14 protein-coding genes and 1 pseudogene are annotated in these 19,111 nt (G+C 72.2%); 6 read left to right on the forward strand and 9 right to left on the reverse strand.

From position 1 onward, the window contains the following. Nucleotides 1-116: 116 nt before the first annotated feature. Nucleotides 117-872, reverse strand: coding sequence for a class I SAM-dependent methyltransferase (locus ACWF62_RS10900; protein WP_452630071.1), 756 nt, complete (start codon nucleotides 870-872; stop codon nucleotides 117-119). Nucleotides 873-1,011: 139 nt separating this feature from the next. On the opposite strand from ACWF62_RS10900, the gene ACWF62_RS10905 reads away from it, so the two are divergent. Then, entirely contained in the window at nucleotides 1,012-2,256 is a 1,245-nt protein-coding gene (locus tag ACWF62_RS10905; RefSeq protein WP_452630057.1) for a glycosyltransferase family 4 protein, read from the forward strand. Here ACWF62_RS10905 and ACWF62_RS10910 read toward each other — a convergent pair. Then, nucleotides 2,200-3,999 carry a hypothetical protein gene (locus ACWF62_RS10910; RefSeq protein WP_378509131.1) on the reverse strand — a complete coding sequence of 600 codons (1,800 nt, stop codon included), beginning with the start codon at nucleotides 3,997-3,999 and terminating at the stop codon, nucleotides 2,200-2,202. The genes ACWF62_RS10905 and ACWF62_RS10910 overlap by 57 nt on opposite strands. Before the next feature lie 32 nt (nucleotides 4,000-4,031). Here ACWF62_RS10910 and ACWF62_RS10915 point away from each other — a divergent pair, with 32 nt between their 5' ends. Then, nucleotides 4,032-5,249: a polysaccharide biosynthesis protein gene (locus tag ACWF62_RS10915; RefSeq protein ID WP_452630058.1), complete on the forward strand. Its 1,218-nt coding sequence runs from the start codon at nucleotides 4,032-4,034 to the stop codon at nucleotides 5,247-5,249. 295 nt (nucleotides 5,250-5,544) lie between these two features. Here the strand turns inward: ACWF62_RS10915 and ACWF62_RS10920 are convergent, their stop codons facing one another. Continuing rightward, a complete protein-coding gene (locus tag ACWF62_RS10920) occupies nucleotides 5,545-6,732 on the reverse strand; it encodes a DUF3068 domain-containing protein (protein WP_378509129.1) in 1,188 nt (395 codons plus the stop codon). 307 nt (nucleotides 6,733-7,039) lie between these two features. On the opposite strand from ACWF62_RS10920, the pseudogene ACWF62_RS10925 reads away from it, so the two are divergent. After that, nucleotides 7,040-7,969 (forward strand): annotated as a pseudogene (locus ACWF62_RS10925) (acyltransferase family protein); the annotation flags it as partial. A gap of 71 nt (nucleotides 7,970-8,040) precedes the next feature. On the opposite strand, the gene ACWF62_RS10930 reads toward ACWF62_RS10925, so the two are convergent. From ACWF62_RS10930 to ACWF62_RS10940, 3 genes are all read right to left on the reverse strand, one after another. After that, nucleotides 8,041-12,405 (reverse strand): alpha-(1->3)-arabinofuranosyltransferase domain-containing protein, encoded by a 4,365-nt coding sequence (locus ACWF62_RS10930; protein ID WP_452630072.1) that lies wholly within the window; start codon nucleotides 12,403-12,405, stop codon nucleotides 8,041-8,043. Between the two features lie 58 nt (nucleotides 12,406-12,463). Beyond that, the gene (locus tag ACWF62_RS10935; RefSeq protein WP_378509128.1) at nucleotides 12,464-12,634 is read right to left on the reverse strand and encodes a DUF2613 domain-containing protein; all 171 of its coding nucleotides are present in this window, start codon (nucleotides 12,632-12,634) and stop codon (nucleotides 12,464-12,466) included. A gap of 91 nt (nucleotides 12,635-12,725) precedes the next feature. After that, on the reverse strand, nucleotides 12,726-13,193 hold the full coding sequence (locus ACWF62_RS10940; protein ID WP_378509127.1) for a universal stress protein: 468 nt from the start codon (nucleotides 13,191-13,193) through the stop codon (nucleotides 12,726-12,728). Nucleotides 13,194-13,309: 116 nt separating this feature from the next. Here ACWF62_RS10940 and ACWF62_RS10945 point away from each other — a divergent pair, with 116 nt between their 5' ends. Together ACWF62_RS10945 and ACWF62_RS10950 are read left to right on the forward strand one after the other, a co-directional pair. Continuing rightward, nucleotides 13,310-14,485, forward strand: coding sequence for a glycoside hydrolase family 3 N-terminal domain-containing protein (locus tag ACWF62_RS10945; RefSeq protein ID WP_452630059.1), 1,176 nt, complete (start codon nucleotides 13,310-13,312; stop codon nucleotides 14,483-14,485). A 127-nt stretch (nucleotides 14,486-14,612) separates the two neighbouring features. After that, the gene (locus ACWF62_RS10950; RefSeq protein WP_378509125.1) at nucleotides 14,613-15,206 is read left to right on the forward strand and encodes a TetR/AcrR family transcriptional regulator; all 594 of its coding nucleotides are present in this window, start codon (nucleotides 14,613-14,615) and stop codon (nucleotides 15,204-15,206) included. 61 nt (nucleotides 15,207-15,267) lie between these two features. On the opposite strand, the gene ACWF62_RS10955 is transcribed toward ACWF62_RS10950, so the two are convergent. Next, entirely contained in the window at nucleotides 15,268-16,152 is an 885-nt protein-coding gene (locus ACWF62_RS10955; protein WP_452630060.1) for a MaoC/PaaZ C-terminal domain-containing protein, read from the reverse strand. Then, nucleotides 16,152-17,498: a 3-oxoacyl-ACP reductase gene (locus tag ACWF62_RS10960; protein ID WP_378509123.1), complete on the reverse strand. Its 1,347-nt coding sequence runs from the start codon at nucleotides 17,496-17,498 to the stop codon at nucleotides 16,152-16,154. The genes ACWF62_RS10955 and ACWF62_RS10960 overlap by 1 nt, the downstream gene beginning before the upstream one ends. A 132-nt stretch (nucleotides 17,499-17,630) precedes the next feature. Between ACWF62_RS10960 and ACWF62_RS10965 the strand changes: the two genes are divergently transcribed. Further along, nucleotides 17,631-18,962, forward strand: a complete 1,332-nt coding sequence (locus tag ACWF62_RS10965; protein ID WP_378571269.1) for an acetyl-CoA C-acetyltransferase — start codon at nucleotides 17,631-17,633, stop codon at nucleotides 18,960-18,962. Here the strand turns inward: ACWF62_RS10965 and ACWF62_RS10970 are convergent. Further along, nucleotides 18,932-19,111 (reverse strand): hypothetical protein (locus ACWF62_RS10970; protein ID WP_452630061.1); only part of this gene is annotated, 180 nt, incomplete at its 5' end. The two genes, ACWF62_RS10965 and ACWF62_RS10970, sit on opposite strands and share 31 nt — an antisense overlap.

The raw sequence follows: 19,111 nt of genomic DNA on the forward strand, positions 1-19,111 counted from the left end.
AACTGTTTCAACGAGGGGGCAAACCGGAGGGCGCACTACCGGGGCAGTTTTTTCGCTTGCCCAGATCTGTTGTGTTGTACACCCCGCCGGGGGCCACCCCCCCCCACGGTTGCTGGTCAGCGCCTGCGCAGGACGAGGACCAGATTGGAGACCAGGAACTCGCGGACCACGGGAACCCTGACCAGCCACCAGGCCCAGCGCGGGTGGTAGCGGGGGAACGCGGCGAGCAACTCGCCGTCCGTGGCCGAGCGGGCCCACCGCAGCCCGTCGGCCGCGCCCACCTCGAACAGCGACACACCGAACCGGTTCTTTGGCTCCTTGCCGTGCTTGCTGGCGTACCGGCGGGCCGCGTACTCCCCGCCGAACGCGTGCCACGGCCCGGTCTCATGCCCGCCGAACGGGCCCCACCACAGCGTGTACGAGAGCACCATCAGCCCGCCCGGCCTGGTGACCCGCAGCATCTCGTCGGCCATCGTCCACGGCTTGGGGACGTGCTCGGCGACGTTCGACGAGAAGCAGATGTCGACCGACGCATCCCGCACCGGCAACGCCATCCCCGACCCGCGCAGCCCACCGTGCGCGGGCAGGCCCGCCGCGTGCATCTCGGACGGATCCGGCTCCACCGGCACGTACGTCGCGCCTGCCGCGCGGAACGCGTCCGCGAAGTAGCCGGGTCCACCTCCGACGTCGAGGACCGTGGTTCCCGCGAGCGACCCGCCGGTCGCGCCCGCGTACAGGTCGCCGATCAGCTCCAGCGAATCGGTGGCGAGGGCGCCGTAGAAGAGGTCCGGATCGGTCTGCTCGTACTTGAAATCCGACAGCAGGCGCACCGATCGGCGCAGGGTGGCCCGGCGGGCGAAGAGGCGGGTCACGGGGAGCGCGGTCACGGGGCGCCAGCCTATCGGCCCCGCCTCGCCTCGCGCGGACCGCACCATCACCGGCTGCCGAGCCGATAAGGTGTGCAACGGCCGCCGCCGCGGCCGACACGCCCGAGGGTCCAGGAGTAGTGCCGTGCGCGAGGTTCTGTTGTTGTGCTGGCGGGACACCGGTCACCCGCAGGGCGGCGGCAGTGAGCGCTACCTCGAGCAGGTCGGCGCCGGGCTCGCCGCCCGCGGCATCACCGTCACCCTGCGCACCGCAGGCTATCCGGGCGCGCCCCGCGAGGAGGTCGTCGACGGCATTCGGATCAGCCGCGGCGGCGGCAGGTTCACCGTGTACCCGCGGGCGCTGGCCGCGATCCTCGCTGGCCGGTTCGGGTTCGGCCCGCTCAAGGGCATCGCCCCGGACGCGGTCATCGACACCCAGAACGGCATCCCGTTCTTCGCGCGCCTGGTCAGCGGCGCGCCGAGCACGGTCCTCGTGCACCATTGCCACCGCGAGCAGTGGCCGGTCGCCGGCCGACTGGTCGGGAAGATCGGCTGGTGGGTCGAGTCCCGGCTGTCCCCGCGACTGCACCGCACGAACCAGTACCTGACGGTGTCGCTGCCGTCCGCCGAGGAACTCCACGCGCTCGGCGTCCACCGGGACCGGGTCGCCGTGGTCCGCAACGGCGTCGACCCCGTGCCCGCGGCAGCCCCGACCGGGGACGCCGCCGCCCGCACCGACCACCCGAGCATTTGCGTGCTGTCGCGGCTGGTGCCGCACAAGCAGATCGAGGACGCGCTCGCCGCGGTCGCGACCCTGCGGGACCGGATCCCCGGCCTGCACCTCGACGTCGTCGGCGGCGGGTGGTGGGAACAGAACCTGCGGGAGAGCGCGGCCGGTCTCGGCATCGCAGACGCCGTCACGTTCCATGGCCACGTGCCCGAGCAGCGCAAGCACGAACTGCTGTCTCGGTCCTGGGTGCACGTGATGCCGTCCCGCAAGGAGGGCTGGGGGCTCGCGGTGATCGAGGCGGCGCAGCACGGCGTCCCGACGGTCGGCTACCGCAGTTCCCGCGGCCTCACCGACTCCATCGTCGACGGGGTCACCGGTGTCGTCGTCGGCGGCGACACGGTCGACGCGGCGGAGGACGTCGCCGCCCTCACCGCCGCCGTTGGGGAGTTGCTCGGGGACGCCGCGCGGCGGGCCGAGCTGGGGGAGAAGGCCCGGGGACGCTCGCGTGAGTTCTCCTGGGCGCAGACCGCGGCCGGGGTGCATCGGGTGCTGGCCGCGTCCGCGGCGGGCGGCTACGTGTCCGGGCTGATCGGGCCGGACGTCCTAGTCGACGCTGGCGCGGCGGGCGCCGAGTACGCACCCGAGGGCGCCGCCCGCTAGCAGCGCCGCCCACACCAGATGCGCGGCGACCAGCACCCGCCGCTGCGTCGCCGATTCCGGCGCGAACGCGACCCAGCCGGGCAGCCGGTACAGCGCCAGGTGGTCGTCGTCGTACACCAACTCCAGGTCGGCAAGCAGGTCGGTGTCGCCGGGGACCCCGGGGGTGTCCTTCTCGACGAGAACCCACCCGACGCCGAGCAGGGCGAGGTCGTCGGGGGTGCCGCCGCCGACGAGGACCAGTTCGATCTCCGCCGCCCGGCCGCCCTCCCCGGTGATCTCGACGAAGCTGGGCCCGGTGAACGTCGGCTCCTGCGGCAGGACGAGCAGCCGCCCGGTCTGCGGGACATCGAGCGGCAGCATCCGCGGCGCCGGATCCAGCACCGGCGCGGGGCCGGAGTACGGAAACCGGCGGAACGTCCCCGCGGGCAGCACCGCGACGTCGCTGGCCGCCCCGTCGAGCAGTGCCGCCACCCGCTGCCACGACGCCGGGTAGTGCACCGGCCGCACTGCGCCCCCGACCCCCAACGCCAGGTCCGGCAGCGCCGCCAGCACCGCGACGATCGCGACCGCGGCGGCCACCCCGGTCCGTGGCCGGTGCGCAGGCCGGTCCGGGGCGAAGACGCGCGCCGCCGTCCGCGCGAGTGCGCCGACCCCGGCGGCCGCGGCCAGCGCGTAGAACGGCACCGCAAGCGCCACCCACTTCTGGGCGTCGCGCAGCAGTCCGTAGCCGGGCACGTGCACGACCGCCCACTCGCCTGCCGCCAGCCCCCACCCGGTCGCGGCGAGCGCGGGCAGCAGCACCGCCGCCGCCGCGAGCGCCGCCACCGCGACCAGCACCGGGTTGCCGCGACGGCGCACCAACGCGGGCAGCCCACACGCGACGACGGCCAGCAGCATGACGGTGCCGACCAGCGCCCACCCGGTGGCCCGGCTGCCGGGCACCGCCGCCGCGTTCCAGATGCCGCCGAGGCCGGCGAGGCTGCCGAGCGTCGCGAGCCCCGGTTCCGCGCGGGCCGCGAACGCCGCGACACCGGCCGGGTCCGCGCCCTGCGCGCCCGCACCGGACAGCACGGTCGCGGTCAGCCACGGCGCCGACGCCGCGACGGCGAGGAGCACCCCGACCAGCACCCGCGGGCCGCGGCGGCTGCGACCCCCCGGCACCGCGAGCAGGACCAGCAGCAGCGTCGCCGCGAGCACCGCACCGGTCGGGGTGAGTCCCGCCGCGGCCAGGGCCAGGGCGGGCGGCGCGACCACCGCGGCGGACCGGAGGCGGGCGGTGCCGCGGATCCGCACCGCCGCCACCACGATCCACGGCAACGCCGCATACCCGGTCAGCAGGCTCCAGTGTCCCTGCAGCAGCCGCTCGGCGACGTACGGGTTCCACAGCGTCACCGTCGACGCGAGCAGCCTGCCGCCGAGCCCGACCGTGGGCAGGGTCGCGGCGACCATCCGCGCCGCACCCCACCCCGCCGCGACCAGCGCGAGCAGCAGGATCGTCTTCACCACCAGCCCGCCGTCCAGCACCGTCGACAGCGCCGCGACCGCCGCGTCCTGCGGCACCGCCCGAGCCGCCGCGTCCGACAGACCCAACGCCGAATCGGTCAGATACGACCGCGGTGTGCTCACCGCGTCCCGCAGCAGCAGGTAGCCGGGGCCGAGCAGGGGACCGAGGATCAGCAGCGCCAACAGCAGGCTGTATCCGGGCTCGGCGACCCGGTGGAGCCACACGGGCCGCGCGATCATGGGGCCACGCTAACGGATGCGATCATGGGCGGATGACACCTCGCCCCGCTGCCGGTTCCGCGGTGGCCGGGATGACGATGGTGACCGCGGGCTCGATGACCGCGAACGCCCTGTCCTACCTGCTCGCGCTGCTGGCCGCTCGGTGGCTCGGGCCCGCCGGCTACGGGGAGTTCGCGGCGCTGACCGCCGCCCAGCTCGTCCTCGCGGTGCCCGCCCTCGCCCTGCAGACCGTCGTCGCGCGGGACACGGTCCTCGGCAGGGACGCGGCGACGCTGCGCAGGCTCGGGATCCGATGCACCGCAATCGTCGCGGTCGTCGCCGCGGCGCTGGTGGTGCCGATCGCCACCGTCCTCGACACCGGCGTCGCCGCGACCGCCGCCGCCCTCCTCACCGCACCGATGCTGGTGCTGCTCGCCGGGGAGCAGGGGCTGCTGCAGGGCACCGGCCGGTTCGGCGTGCTCGCCGCCCTGCTGGCCGTAGCCGGGATCGGGAAGGTCGGTCCCGCGATCGCGGTCCTGCTGCTCGGTGGCGGACCGGGGACCGCGCTGACCGCGTCGGCCGTCGGGACCGGGGCGGTCGCGGTCGGAGCCCGGGTCCTGGCCGGCATCGCCGGGGGCACGGACGACGCGCGGCGGGCGATCGGCGTGATGGCGGTGCTGCGGGCCTCGCAGGTGCAGCTGGCGCTGATCGTGCTGTCGTCCGTGGACGTCCTGCTTGCGCGGGTGGTGCTCGGGGAGGAGCAGGCCGGGCAGTACGCGCTCGGCGCGGTCGCCACCAAGGTGGCGTTCTGGCTGCCCGCCGCCGTCGGGGTGGTGCTGTATCCGAGGATGGCGAGCCCGGAGCACTCGGCGGGCGCGGTCCGGTCCGCGCTCGGGGTGCTGGTCGGGATCGGCGCCGTCACCGTCGCCGGGGCCGCGGTCGCGGCGCCGCTGGTGCCTGCGCTGCTGGGGGAGGCGTACGCGCCCGTGCGTGGACTGCTGTGGGCGTTCGCGCTGAGCGGCGCCTGCCTGGCCGTCCTGCAGGGCGCGCTGCTGTCCGCGATCGCCCGCGAACGTACCGCGCTTGCCGCGGTCGCCTGGCTGGGGCTGGCAGTCGAGGTCGTTGTGGTGCTCACCGCCGTCACCGGCATGGCCCAGCTGATCGCGGTCGCGGCCACCGTCGCCGCCGTCACCGCGGTCGCGGCGAGCCTGCTGGTCCTGCGCGGGGCGGGCCGCCCCGCCGCTCTCGCGGCCCCGCCTGCGCCGTCCTGACGGGCGCCCCCCGGTCTGCGCCCTCGTCACCCCACCGTGCACCTTCCCGAATGGCGGATTCGGTCAGTCAGACCGATCGAATGGCGGATCCGGTCAGTCAGACCGATCGAATGGCGGATCCGGTCAGTCAGACCGACCGAATGGCGGATTCGGTCAGTTAGACCGACCGAATGGCGCATTCGGGAAGGAGCGGGCGGCGGCCCCCTCCGGGTGACCGCACCCGAGTACTCGAGGACTCGAGGGACGCGAAGGGCCCGCACTCGCGTGAGCGAGTGCGGGCCCTGTGCTGCGTGCGCTACAGGCGGGTAGTCGGCGGATCCTGATCCGGCTTCACCTGCGGGATCTCCATCGTCTCGTCCCCGGAGTAGTCGTGCCGCGGGATCATCTCGGTGTCCGGATCGGAGTAGCCGCCCTGGTAGGTGTCCGGCTCCGGGCCGCGGCCCGACTCCGGGTTGACCGGCGTTCCGCCCGCGACGGCGGGCTTCGCGCCGCCCCGTCCACCGCGGGTGCCCAGGAACAGGCCCGCGGCGAGGGCGATCACGCCGAGAACCGCCGCGACGATCGGCACGGTACGACCGAAGACGGCGAGCTTGTCCTGGCCGTCCTTGGCCTGCTGGACCTGGTACTCGATGGTCTCCTCATCGAACGGCAGCGTCGCCTTGAGGACGGTGACCTCCGGCTTGCCCGCGGTGCGGGAGTAGTACTGGAACAGCTTCTCCTGGCCCTTGACGACGACACCGGTGACCGGGTCGACCCACACGTCGCGCTCGTTCTCGTACCAGCGGGTCATCGTGATGGGGGCGGCGCCACCCTCGACACCCCAGGTGTCGGCGGGCAGGGCGAGCTTGTTCGTCGGGGAGGAGACGACCTTCGACAGGTCGACGGGGCCGACCTTCTGGCTGTAGTGGTACACCTTCATCCCGTTGACCTCGGTCTCCTCGACGAAGTCGATGTCCTGCGTCGTGCGGGAGTTCAGGTCGAAGTACGGGTACGCCTTCTGCTCGGCGTCGAACGGCCACTTGTACTGCAGGCCGGTGTGCTCCACCTCTTCGGCGGGCTTGTTGGCGTCCGTCTGGATGGTGCCGATCGGGTCCTGGATCGGCATGGAGGTGACGCGGTCGAGGGTGACCCGGTCGACGGTGGCGGTCAGCAGGCCGGTGTCGCCCTGCTTGTCGGTGCGACGGAGCGTCTGACCGGCCTGGACCGTGATCCGGTCGGCGTCGGACGGATCGACGACCGTGACGTAGCGCTGCGCGACGAGCGGGACATTCGTGTCGACCACGGCGCGGCCGGAGGTCAGCGACTTGGCGTCGAGGACGTCGCCGTTACCCGCGGCGATCGTGGTGACCTCCAGGTCGAGCGGGGTCTTCTTCAGCTTGCCGACGGTGTAGGTCGGGATCAGCAGGGCGGCTGCCAGTAGGAATGCGCCGAGCCCCACCAGAATGCAGGCGAGTGTCCTGCTCGGCCCTGAGCGTTCCGCCATACCGAATCTCCTTCGTCTCCTGCTGGGCCCGTTCCCGAGCCACCCCTGGATGCGGTGACTGGCGCCGCATCGATCGCAGAGTGCCCGAATCGTGACACCCAGTGAGCCCAGACAGTAACAGTGTCACGGCCCCGATTGCGCTGGCACGCCAGATTTCGAGCGCCGTACGAAACTCGTCGGTACGGCCTATCCGCCGGTCGCCGGGCACACTGGACGCGAAATGGATACCACCACACGCGCCGCAGTTCCCGCCCTCCCGGACGCCCCGCACCGGGCGACCCGAGGCTTCGTTCCCGCACTCGAGGGCATGCGCGGACTCGCCGCGCTCGGCGTGTTGGTCACCCACGTCGCCTTCCAAACCGCCGCGACGGACCTCCCCGTCCTTGGCCGGGTGTTGGGCCGGTTCGACCTCGCGGTTGCCGTCTTCTTCGCGCTGTCCGGTTTCCTGTTGTGGCGCCCCCATGCCGCCGCGGCGCGCGGTCTCGGCGACCGGCCAGGAACCGGCCGGTACTTCCTGCACCGCGCGGTCCGGATCCTGCCCGCCTACTGGGTGGTGGTCGTGGTGGTCCTGATCTTCCTGCCTGCGGCGGGCGGCGGGTGGAAGGTCTGGGCGGCGAACCTGGGGTTGGTGCAGGTGTTCGTGCCGCTGACCCTGACCGACGGCCTGACCCAGATGTGGAGTCTTTCGGTGGAGGTGGCGTTCTACGCGCTGCTGCCGCTGCTGGCGTTCGCGCTGGTCCGGTTGCGGGGTGCGGCGGCGCGATGGCGGATCCCCGTTCTGCTCGCCGCGTCCGCCGTCAGCCTGGGGTGGTCGTTCCTGCCCGTCCCCACTCCCGACGGCATCCACGCCGACAACTGGCTGCCCGGATACCTGCCGTGGTTCGGCGCGGGCATGCTGCTCGCGGAACTGGTGATGCTGCCGGACGGTCCGGTGCACCGGTTCCTCCGCCGCCGCGGGGTGATGATGGGAATCGCGGTCGTCGCGTTCGCGCTCTCGTGCACCGACCTCGCCGGGCCCGAGGGCCTCGTGCGTGCCGAGCCGTGGCAGTACGCGGTCAAGACCGTCCTCGGCGCGACCCTGGCGTTCGCGCTGCTCGCCCCGTTGGTGGTGGACGACGGCACCCGGCATCGCCTGCTCGCGGGACCCGCCGCGCTGGCGGTCGGACGGTGGTCGTACGGCGTGTTCATCTGGCACCTGCTGGTGCTGTCGATCGTGTTCCCGGTGTTCGGCATCCTGCCGTTCGCGGGCAACTTCGTGTTCGTGCTGGCGGTGACCGTGGTGCTGAGCCTGGCGGTGGCGTCGGCGAGCTACGCGCTGATCGAGGAACCGGCCCGCCGGGCCCTTGCCCGGTGGGAGAGCGCGCGCCGCGCGCGGGCCGAGAGCGGCACCGCCGACCACCCCACCGCGATCACCCCGAGCAACGCCGCCAGCTGAACCAGCCAGGCATGCCCGACGTAGCCGTCGGGGAACCGCCACGGGCCGGTCGAGAGCAGCGCCGCGCCGGTGGCGGCGCCGATCCCGGCGACCGCAACGAGCACGCGGGTCGCGGCGATCCGTCCCCGGGACCGGCCGACCGCGGCGGCGGCGGCGGCGAGCGCGATGGCAACCACCGCGCCCACCCACCCGGCGAGCACGGTCGCGGTGGCCAACACCCCGACCGTTGCCGCGGCGGTGCCGTGCCAGGTGCGCGGCGCCGGGCCGGGGTCCCCGGGGCGTCGGCGCGGCCAGAACGCCAGGCCGAACAGCGGAATCAGTGCGAGCAGCCCGGCGGCGATGCCGAGCCGGTACCAGCGGTCGGTGGGGAAGGCGAGGGTGACGGTGCCGTCGGTGCCCGCCGGGATGATCCAGCCCTGCTGCCACCCGTCCACCGTGACCGGGGTCAGGGTGCTGCCGTCCGGGGCGGTGGCGACCCAGCCGGTGTTCTCCGACTCCGGGTTCACCAGCAGGCGATCGGTGTCGGACGCCTCGACCGTCAGCTCGCGATGGTTCGCGGTCCACGCGCTGGTCGGCACCGGGTCGATCCGCTGCGGAGCCGAGTCGGGGGCGGCGGCGTCGAGGCGCAGACCGTCGACGGTGAACGCCGGCCCGGGCGCCACCACGACGGACGGTGCGCCGGCGGGCAGCGGGACCGGGAGGGTCGTGTCGACCGGGCCGAACGGGCCGTCGACGGCGCACACCGTCGCGGGAACCGGTGCGCCGGAACGTAACTGCAGCGCGGTTGCGGTGATCGAGGTGTGCAGTACGGTGCCCGCGAAGGAGACGACGGGGCCGTCCCCGCAGCCGAGGGTGACGGTGCGGTCGCCGGGCGGTACGGCGGCGATCCCGGTTCCCGGGACGGTCGTCGTCTCGCCGCCCGCGTCGGTGGTGAGCACACCGATCTCGGCGAAACCCGGGGGTTTCGGCTGCGCGAACCCGAGCGGGGTTTGGTCGAGGACATCGCCCCAGTCGACGATGCTGACCACGATCCGGTCGGTGACGGTGGGGGTCAAGGAGATTCGGTCCCCGTCGGTCAGGTCCCGCACCTGCGGTCCGGCGCCGAGATCGACGGCGACCCTGGTCGCGGCGGCGGGCAGTGGGCCGGTGCTCGGCGTCAGCTCGAGGCCGGTGACCCGCGCCGGCGCCGGAAGTGTCAGCGTGACGGTCGGTTTCGGCCCCTTGCCGGTGAGCCCGTCACGGGACGCGGTCCAACTGGTTTGCGGGTCGCCGTCGACGGCCGCCGCCGCGGACCCGCGCACGTCGGCGACCGCGGCGTCTCCGCTCGCGCGGGGGCGGGCCGGGTCGGCGAGCAGCGCCTCCAGCTCGGGGCCCTGCCGGGACCGCACCAGCAGTCGCGGCGTCACCGCGGTGTCGGCGGGCACGGACAGGGTGCGTTCGAAGGCGCCGGGTTCCTCTGGTTGCAGGCCGAGCCCGGCGTGGCAGCGCACCCGGTCCGGTGCCTCGACGCAGGCGGTGCGGCCGGGGAGTTCCTGGCCGAGATCCCATCCGGTGACGGTGGCACCGGCGGGCGTCGGCGGCAGCACCGTCAGGTGTCGGATCGGCACCGGGGCCGGGTGGTCCCGGTCGGTGAAGTCCTCGACCGACAGCTCGCTGATGCCGAACTGGGTTCCGACGGACCCATCCTCGGTGTGGGTGGCGGTGATCTTCACCCAGTCGGTGCGGCCAGGCGGCAGCGAGACGGCGATCGGCTCACCCGGTTCGGAGACCCGGATGGCGGTGCTGCCGTTCGCGGTCGTGACCTCCAGCTGTTTCACCGGGACGCCCAGCGCGGCCGCGCTGGTGCGCAGGTGCAGTAGCCCGCTGGTGACCGGGGTGTCGAAGTCCAGTCGAAGCCACTGCCCCAGCGCGCTTTCCAAGCCGTTGCTGAACCAGCCGGTCGCCCGGTCGCCGTCGACGACGGCGGCCGGACCGCTGCCCGGTGCGGTCCCACCCAGCTGGGTGGCGTCGGCAGCGGAACTCGACACCGTGATCCGGGCGCCCTCCCACCGTCCGGTGACCAGGTCGGTGCCCTCGACCGGGTAGTCCGGCACCAGATTGTGGGTGCGCCGGGGGTCGTCGGGGCTGCGCAGCGCGGAACTGTGGTTGTCGACCTGACCGAAGTCCGTCTCCCTGTCGGTGGGGGTGTCGGTGACCGTCACCGCGTCGACCGGCAGCCCCGCCCGCGCGGCGTCCGCCGCGAGCAGCACCGGCCCCGCTGGCACGCCGTCGCCGTCCTGCGCACGCCGGGCCGCGAGCCGCTGCAGCGACTCCGGTCCGCCCTGCACCAGCGGCACCCCGCCCAGGTCGACGCTGTACGGGCCTGCGGGGGCGGCGTCCGGGGCGTCGACGCGGTAGATCTCGATCGCCGGGTACCTCGGTCGCAGGTCGCCGTCGGTGACGAAGCCGTCCACCTCGCCGGGGCCGACGTCCTCGCCGAACTCGGCGACCCGGGTCAGGCCGGGGGATCCCTCGACCGCCCGGTGCACCAGCAGCGGGCGGGTGGAGCGGGACGTCTCCGGGTCGAGGTCGTTGCGGACCACGACGAACCCGATGCCCTGTCCGCGCAGGGTCGCGGCCAACCCGGCGGAGGGGCTGCCGTCGGCGATCAGCCGCTGCACGGAGTCGAGGGCGCGGATCGCGCCCGGCGGCACCAGCGGCACCGCGTCCCTGGACGCCCACGGCGTCGTCGCGAGCGCCTGCAGCGGCTCGTCTCGGGTCAGGCCCCACACCTGCGCGGCGAACGGGGCGCCGGGCACCACCAGCGCGCGGGCGGCGTCGGAACCGTCGGGGGAGGAGCCTGCCGCGTGCTCGCCGAGCCAGTCGGCGGCCTCATGCCAGTACCCGGGCACCTCGTCGTACGCGCCGCGGGGGGCGAGCTTCCCGGTCCAGGCGAGGGAGGTGGCGAGGGTGAGCGCGACCAGGATCAGGCTGGTCAGTGCCACCATCGGTTCACGTTCGGGATGGGCGAACGCGCTGCGCCAGCGCCGGGCCGGGACCGAGCCGGGTAGCGGCACCTTCGCGAGCAGGTGCGCGAGACCGAGCACCAGCGGCAGACGGACCAGCGGTTCGAGCTTGTGCACGTTGCGCAGCGGCGCGCCGCCGGAGTCGAGGAAGGTGCGAACCGTCTCGGCGATCGGCGACCCGAGTTCGCCGACATAGCCCGCGCCGAGACCGGCGAGGCCGACGAACAGGATCAGCGTCAGCCTGCCCTTCGCGGGCATCGACCGCATGGCAAGGCCCGCCAGCCCGGCGGCGGCGAGCGCCCCCGTCGCGACGACCGCGGCGGGCTGGGTGACCAGGACGGCGCCCGCGATCCGTTCCGGGGAGACGAACGGCGTCCAGCTGTCGGTGCCGCGGAGCACCTCGGTGAGGCTGGTCCACTGCGTCGTGACGCCGGAGGATTCGATGTAGTCGAGGAACGGTGGGCTGACCCTGCCGAGCAGCAGTAGCGGCACGATCCACCAGATCGTCGCGAGCAGGCACAGCGGCAGCCACCATGCGGTGAACACCCACCAGCGACGGTTCGGGCGGTGCGCGACCCACCACAGCGCCGCGACCAGGCACGCCGCCCCCGTCGCGACCGCGTTCACCGCGCCCATCAGCGCGACCGCCACCGCCGACCGCGCCGCCAGCAGAGGCAGCTGCGCAGCCCGTGAGTCCTTCTGGTCCCCATGCGGGCCGAAAGGACTCACAGGGCCGAGGGCCAGGACCACCGGGAGCAGCACCCACGGCGCGAGCATCATCGGCAGCGTCTCGGAGGAGATCGAGCCGAGGGTGGTCAGGACGCGGGGCGAGAGCGCGAACGCGACCGCGGCGATGATCCGGGAACTGCGGGATCCGATGCCGAGCGCCTCGGCGAGCCGGACGATGCCCCAGAAACCGGCGATCAGCAGCAGCGCCCACCAGATCCGCTGGGTGATCCACGGCGGAATGTGCAGCACATGTCCGACACCGAAGAAGGCGCCGTGCGGGAAGAAGTAGCCGTAGGCCTGGTTCTGCACCTGGCCGAGCGGCGCCAGCGACGACCACTGATGCGAGGCGCGCTCCAGGAAGCCGAGCGGATTCTGCGTCAGGTCGTACTTGGTGTCCGCGACCACGCGGCCCGGCGCCTGCGCGAACGCGAGAAGAAACGCGACGACCGAGGCGCCGACCAGCCACCGCCTGCTCAGCGGTGCGGTGTTCGGCGTCTCGGTGATCGCGGCGTGGCTGTTCGTGACCGGCGGGCGACCGTGCCGCCCATCCGTGGTGCTGCTGTTAACGGCTGCCGTACTCCACCTGGTTCAGCAGCGACGAGTTCGCGTTCCCGGTCCGGTCCACGTCCGGACGGGTGTTGTCCGAGGCGGCTGCGGTGACGCCGAAGACCGTGGCGAGTCCGAGGACCGCGCCGATCACTGCACTTGCCACACCGGGGACAAGGAACTTCATCTCGGATCTCCCAATTGCTGCCTGATGGAAACGTTCGCGCCAAGGTATCACCCACCCGGTCCGTTTCGGGGTGGCAGGCGTGATCAGATCGCTACTTGCCGGGCGGAACGACCAGGACCGGTCGGTGGCTGTGCCGCAGGACGTGGTCGGCGACCGAGGATTGCAGCAGCGACTTCAGGCCGGTGGTGCCGCGGGTGCCGGTCACGATGATGTCGGCGTCGAGTTCGTCGGCCGCCTCGACGATGGTGGTCCACACGGTGCTGACGCATTCGATCGTGCGTCCCTCCGCGTTCAGTCCGGCGTCGCGGGCCAGGTCGAGCCCCTCGGCGTTGACGGTCTTGGCGTCGGTGAGGGCGATGTCCTCGGTGTCCTCGTCGGGCACCCATTCGGGTTGCATGACCCCGGACAGGCCGGACATGCGGGCGGCCTGCCGCACCATCGGCTCCCAGGCGGTGATCACGATCGCACGGCCGGCGCTGAGGAATCGGCCAGCGTATTCGATTGCGCGCCTGGAATTCTCGGTTCCGTCGTACGCGATCAGCATCAGGTCGGCGGGCATCGAGACCTCCTCGGGTCGGGAGCGATCCTGTCTCCGAGGCTACCCGCTGCCCGCGGCCACGGGTGGCTCTGCCGTCGACCGGCGTCCGGAGCGGTGACGTCGCTAGGCTCGAGGACATGACCCGCACCCGCTCGGCCCGTGTCCTGCCCCTGCTGCTCGGCCTGGGCTTGGTTGCCGGATGTGGGGGCGCTGGGACGGAGTCCGTCCCGACCGCGTCGCCGTCGTCCTCGGCGCCGCCGCCGATCGACGAGGTCACCGGTGCCCGCGATCAGACGCAGCCCGCCCCGTGCGGTGCGGACTTCCTCGCCGGGCTCACCCCGCGGCAGCGCCTCGCGCAGTTGCTCAATGTCGGCGTGACGGGGACCGCGGACGCCGTCGCGGTGGTCCGGGACGAGCAGGTCGGCGGCATCTTCGTCGGCAGCTGGACCGACGAGTCGATGCTGGCGTCCGGACAGGTGCCGCAGGTGCAGGCCGTCGCGAAGGTGCCGGTGATGGTGAGCATCGACGAGGAGGGGGGCCGGGTGTCGCGGGTTGCGGATCTGCTCGGCGCGGACCCGGCGGCGCGGACCGTGGCGCAGACGATGACGCCGGAGCAGACGTATCAGATGGCGCTCGAGCGCGGTCGCGGCCTGCACGACCTCGGCATCACGGTCGACTTCGCGCCGGTGGTGGACGTGAGCGATCAGCCAGCGGACACGGTGATCGGGGACCGCTCGTTCTCGGACGACCCGCAGGTGGTGACGCAGTACGCCGGGGAATATGCGCGCGGACTGCGCGACGCCGGGGTGCTGCCGGTGATCAAGCACTTCCCGGGGCACGGGGCGGGGTCGGGCGACTCGCACACCGGTGCGGTGACCACGCCGCCGCTCGATCAGCTGCAGTCCATCGACCTGGTGCCATACCGGACCCTGGTGACCACCGGGGTCGGGGTGATGGTCGGCCATCTGGACGTGCCCGGGCTGACCGAGCCGGGAGTTCCGGCGAGCATCAGCCCGGCGGCGATGTCGCTGCTGCGCACCGGGACCGGGTACGACGCCCCGCCGTTCGACGGCCCGATCTTCACCGACGACCTGTCGGGGATGCGGGCGATCACCGATCGGATGGACATCGCGCACGCGGTGTCCACCGCGCTGGAGGCGGGCGCCGATGTTGCGTTGTGGTTGACGACGGCCGAGGTCCCGCAGGTGCTCGACCACCTGGAGTCGGAGGTGGCGGCGGGCCGGCTGCCGCAGTCGCAGGTGGACGCGTCGGTGCTGCGGGTGGCGACCGCGAAGGGTGTCGTGCGCTGCTGACGCCGGGGTGGTGTGCCCGGCCGCCGGTGTGTCGGGGCAGAATATCGGGGACCACACCCATTCTTACTCTAGAGTAAGATCGACGCTGGGGTCCGACCGCGGTCGGACCGCGGACTCTGGAGGAACGATGGCCGGCGGTACGAAACGACTCCCACGCGCGGTGCGTGAGCAGCAGATGCTCGATGCGGCGGTGGAGGTGTTCTCCGCCAAGGGTTTCCACGACACGTCGATGGACTCGATCGCGTCGGCTGCCGAGATCTCCAAGCCAATGCTCTACCTGTACTACGGGTCGAAGGACGAACTGTTCACCGCGTGCATCGCCCGCGAGGGGCAGCGGTTCGTCGAGGCCATCACCCCGGCCGCGGACCCGACACTGACGCCGCGGGAACAGTTGCGGGCCGCGCTGCTCGGGTTCCTCGGCTTCGTCGACAGTCACCGGTCATCGTGGATGGTGCTGTACCGGCAGTCGATGGGTGAGCAGGCGTTCGCGACCCAGGTGCGGACCAGCCGGGACCGGCTGATCGAGCTCACCGCGAAGCTGCTCGAGTCCAGCACCAAGGACCCCGAGCCGGACACCGACTTCGGCATCATGGCCGTCGCCCTTGTCGGTGCGGGCGAGGCAGTCGCGGATCGGGTCGCTGGCGGCGAGATCGCCGTCGAGAAGGCCGCCGATCTGCTCGAGAACCTCGCCTGGCGCGGCCTGGCCGGAAAGAAGCGCTGACGCGCCCGTGAGTCCTTTTGGTCCCAGGAGGGGCCAGAAGGACTCACAGGCGCGGAGTCGCCTACCGCAGGGTCGCGGTCAGGTGCGGGTAGCCCTTCTTCGGGTGCCGCAGGGCCAGGTCCCAGCCGCTGCTGCCCGGGTCGCTCCCGGTCACCTCGTCGGCGTAGACGTTGACCGTCGCTGGCAGGACCACCGGCTTGCCGAACCGGACCCGGTAGGTGACCGCGTCGGGGATCCGACCCTCGACCGCGCCGAGGATCGCCGCGGCGCTCCACATGCCGTGCGCGATGGTCCGCGGGAACCCGAAGGCCTTGGCGCCCAACGACGAGACGTGAATCGGGTTGCGGTCGCCGGACACCGCGGCGTACCGGCTGATCGCCCTCTGGTCGACGCGCAGGGTTCGCATCGGCGCGGGCGGGACCTCGTCCGCGTGCGCGGACCGCGGTTCCGTCGGCGCGTCGGTCGGATGCATCCGCAGGAAGGTGCTGACCTGACGCCACACCAGTTCCCGGCCCACGCTGATCTCGCTGACGAGGTCCACCTGGGTGCCCTTCGGGTGCGGGCGCAGGTTCTCCGCATGCACCGCGATGTCGAGTGGTTCGCTCACCGAGATCGGCCGGTACCGCTCGATCACGTTCTCGACATGAACGGAACCGATTGCCGGGAAGGGGAATTCCGCTCCGACCATCAGTTTCATCACGGTCGGGAAGACAAGCGTGAACGGGTACGTCAGCGGCAGGGTGTCGCCGAACCGCAGCCCGCATACGCGGGCGTAGGCGGCCAGGTTGCCGGTGTCGACCCGCTGACCGCGCAGGGCAAGCGTCTCGGCCGGCAGGCGGGTGCCGACGCCCGCCTTGCCGACCACCGGCAGCGCGCCGAGCGCTGCCCTGGCGTAGACGTCGAGGGTGCTTGGCGGGTGGGTGAGTTCGACGGTGCGCCCGGACATCACGCCCCCAGCAGGGACTGGCCGCAGACGCGGACGACCTGACCGGTAACGGCGTTCGATGCGGGGCTGGCGAAGTACGCGACCGTCTCGGCGACGTCGACGGTCTGGCCGCCCTGCAGCAGCGACGACATCCGGCGGCCCGCCTCGCGGGTGGCGAACGGGATCGCCGCGGTCATCGCGGTCTCGATGAATCCGGGGGCGACGGCGTTGATCGTGATGTTCTTCTCCGCCAGCACCGGTGCGGTGGCCTGCACCAGGCCGATGACGCCGGCCTTGGAGGTGCCGTAGTTGGTCTGGCCACGGTTGCCCGCGATGCCTGCGATCGAGGACACGTCGACCACCCGGCCGCCCTCCTTGAGTGCCCCCTTGGCGACGAGGTGGTCGGTGATCTTCTGCGGCGCAAGCAGGTTCACCCCGATGACCATGTCCCACCGGGACTCGTCCATGTTGGCGAGGGTCTTGTCGCGGGTGATGCCCGCGTTGTGCACGATGATGTCCGCGCCGCCGTGCCGCTCGAGCAGGTGGGTGGCGAGCTTGTCGGCGGCGTCATCGGCGGTGACGTCGAGCGCAAGGGCGGTGCCGCCCACCGTGTTCGCGGTGTCGGACAGTGCCTGACCGGCGGCGGGGATGTCCGCGCACACGACGTGCGCACCGTCGCGGGCGAGCACCTCGGCGATCGTCGCCCCGATGCCGCGGGCGGCGCCGGTCACCACGGCGACCTTGCCGTCGAGCGGCTTGTCCCACGATTGCGGCGCGGCGGAGTCGGCCGAGCCGACCCGGATCACCTGGCCGGACACGAACGCGGACTTGGCCGACAGCAGGAAACGCAGCGTGGACTCGACACCGGACAGCCCGGTCGACGCCTTCGGGGAGACATAGACGAGCTGGGCGGTTGCGCCGCGCTTGATCTCCTTGCCGACGCTGCGGGTGAAGCCTTCCAGGGCCCGCTGCGCGATGTGTTCGTCCACGCCAGCGGTCTCCTCGGGGGTGGTGCCGAGGACGACGACGCGAGCGGACGGGGCCAGGTTCCGGATCACCGGCTGGTAGAACTCGAACAGCTGCACGAGCTCCGTGACCTGGGAGATCCCGGTGGCGTCGAAGACGAGGGCGCCGTAGCGGTCATCGTGCGGCTGCGCGGCCGGGTAGTCGGCGAGCAAGGCGCGGAGCGGCTCGACGAGCCTGCCCTGACCGCCGATCAGAACCGGGCCTGCGAGCGCGGGTTCGCCCGCCGTGTAGCGGCGCAGGTTCTCCGGCTGCGGCAGGCCTGCCTGCTTGGCGATGAATGCGCCCGGTGCGGAGGAGAGGAACTGGGAGTAGAGGTCGGGAGCGCCCTTGCTGGATGCCACGGGTCCACCTTCGTGTCGAAATTCGTGCACCCGGGCACCGGGTGCGGTGTCGACAACGAACTTACTCTGAAGTAAGTTTGGTGTCGAGGCGCAGCCTCGACCGCCGGAGACCGAAGTCCAGATGGAGACACCGTGACCACCAGAGCGCGCACCACCAAGAAGCCGGCCGCCCCGAAGGCCGGCGGCCGTCAGCAGCGGCCCGTCGCCATCGTCGGCGGCAACCGTATCCCGTTCGCGCGGTCGGACAAGGCGTACGCGCAGGCGTCCAACCAGGACATGTTCACCGCCACCCTGGACGGCCTGGTCAGTCGGTTCAACCTGCAGGGCGAGCAGCTCGGCATGGTTGTCGGCGGCGCCGTGCTCAAGCACAGCCGCGACTTCAACCTGATCCGCGAGTCCGTGCTCGGCAGCGCGCTGAGCCCCTACACGCCGGCCTACGACCTGCAGCAGGCCTGCGGCACCGGCCTGCAGTCGGTCGTCGCCGTGGGTGACGCCATCGCGGCAGGCCGGATCGACGCGGGCATCGGCGGCGGCACCGACACCACCTCCGACGCCCCGATCGGCGTGAACAACGAGCTGCGCGAGTTCCTGCTCTCCGTGAACCGCGCCCGGACCACCGCGGACCGGGTCAAGCTGCTCGGCAACGTCCGGCCGTCGATGATCGGCATCGAGATCCCCCGCAACGGCGAGCCGCGCACCGGGCTGTCGATGGGTGACCATGCCGCGATCACGGCTAAGGAGTTCGGGGTCCGCCGCGAGGACCAGGACGAGCTGGCGGCCGCCAGCCACCGGAACATGGCCGCCGCCTACGACCGCGGCTTCTTCGACGACCTCGTCACCCCCTTCCTCGGCCTGACTCGCGATGACAACCTGCGCCCGGGGTCCACGGTGGAGAAGCTGGCCACGCTCAAGCCGGTGTTCGGCACCAAGCTCGGTGACGCGACGATGACGGCGGGCAACTCCACCCCGCTGACCGACGGCGCGTCGGCGGTGCTGCTGTCCACCGACGAGTGGGCCGCGCAGCGCAACCTGCCGGTGCTCGCCCATCTGGTCGACTCGGAGACGGCGGCCGTCGACTACGTGCACGGGCCGGACGGGCTGCTGATGGCGCCGACCTACGCGGTGCCGCGACTGCTCGCGCGCAACGGCCTCACCCTGCAGGACTTCGACTACTACGAGATTCACGAGGCGTTCGCGTCCGTGGTTCTCGCGACGCTGCAGGCGTGGGAGTCGGACGAGTACTGCAAGGACCGCCTCGGTCTCGACGGGGCGCTCGGCAAGATCGACCGCAGCAAGCTCAACGTCAACGGATCCTCGCTGGCGGCCGGTCACCCGTTCGCCGCGACGGGCGGGCGGATCGTGGCCTCGTTGGCGAAGATGCTCGCGGAGAAGGGGTCGGGGCGCGGCCTGATCTCCATCTGCGCGGCGGGCGGTCAGGGCGTCACCGCGATCATCGAGCGGTAGCAGACCCGTCCCGCGACAGAAGCGGGGGGGGGGGAACCGAAAGCCACCTCCTTTTTTTTTTTGTGCCGTCGCTGGTCGCCCCCCCCCTTTTTTCTTTTTTTTTTTTTCTTTTTTTTTTTTTTTTTTTCCCCACAACGGTTTTTTTCCAC

The organism is Rhodococcus sp. NPDC054953 (assembly GCF_053609225.1).

What these genes read in the sequence shown, in the direction of transcription:
- ACWF62_RS10910 (WP_378509131.1), bottom strand. Translation starts at nt 3,999, where the DNA reads ATGATCGCGCGGCCCGTGTGGCTCCACCGGGTCGCCGAGCCCGGATAC.
- ACWF62_RS10915 (WP_452630058.1), top strand. Translation starts at nt 4,032, where the DNA reads ATGACACCTCGCCCCGCTGCCGGTTCCGCGGTGGCCGGGATGACGATG.
- ACWF62_RS10920 (WP_378509129.1), bottom strand. Translation starts at nt 6,732, where the DNA reads ATGGCGGAACGCTCAGGGCCGAGCAGGACACTCGCCTGCATTCTGGTG.
- ACWF62_RS10935 (WP_378509128.1), bottom strand. Translation starts at nt 12,634, where the DNA reads ATGAAGTTCCTTGTCCCCGGTGTGGCAAGTGCAGTGATCGGCGCGGTC.
- ACWF62_RS10940 (WP_378509127.1), bottom strand. Translation starts at nt 13,193, where the DNA reads ATGCCCGCCGACCTGATGCTGATCGCGTACGACGGAACCGAGAATTCC.
- ACWF62_RS10945 (WP_452630059.1), top strand. Translation starts at nt 13,310, where the DNA reads ATGACCCGCACCCGCTCGGCCCGTGTCCTGCCCCTGCTGCTCGGCCTG.
- ACWF62_RS10950 (WP_378509125.1), top strand. Translation starts at nt 14,613, where the DNA reads ATGGCCGGCGGTACGAAACGACTCCCACGCGCGGTGCGTGAGCAGCAG.
- ACWF62_RS10955 (WP_452630060.1), bottom strand. Translation starts at nt 16,152, where the DNA reads ATGTCCGGGCGCACCGTCGAACTCACCCACCCGCCAAGCACCCTCGAC.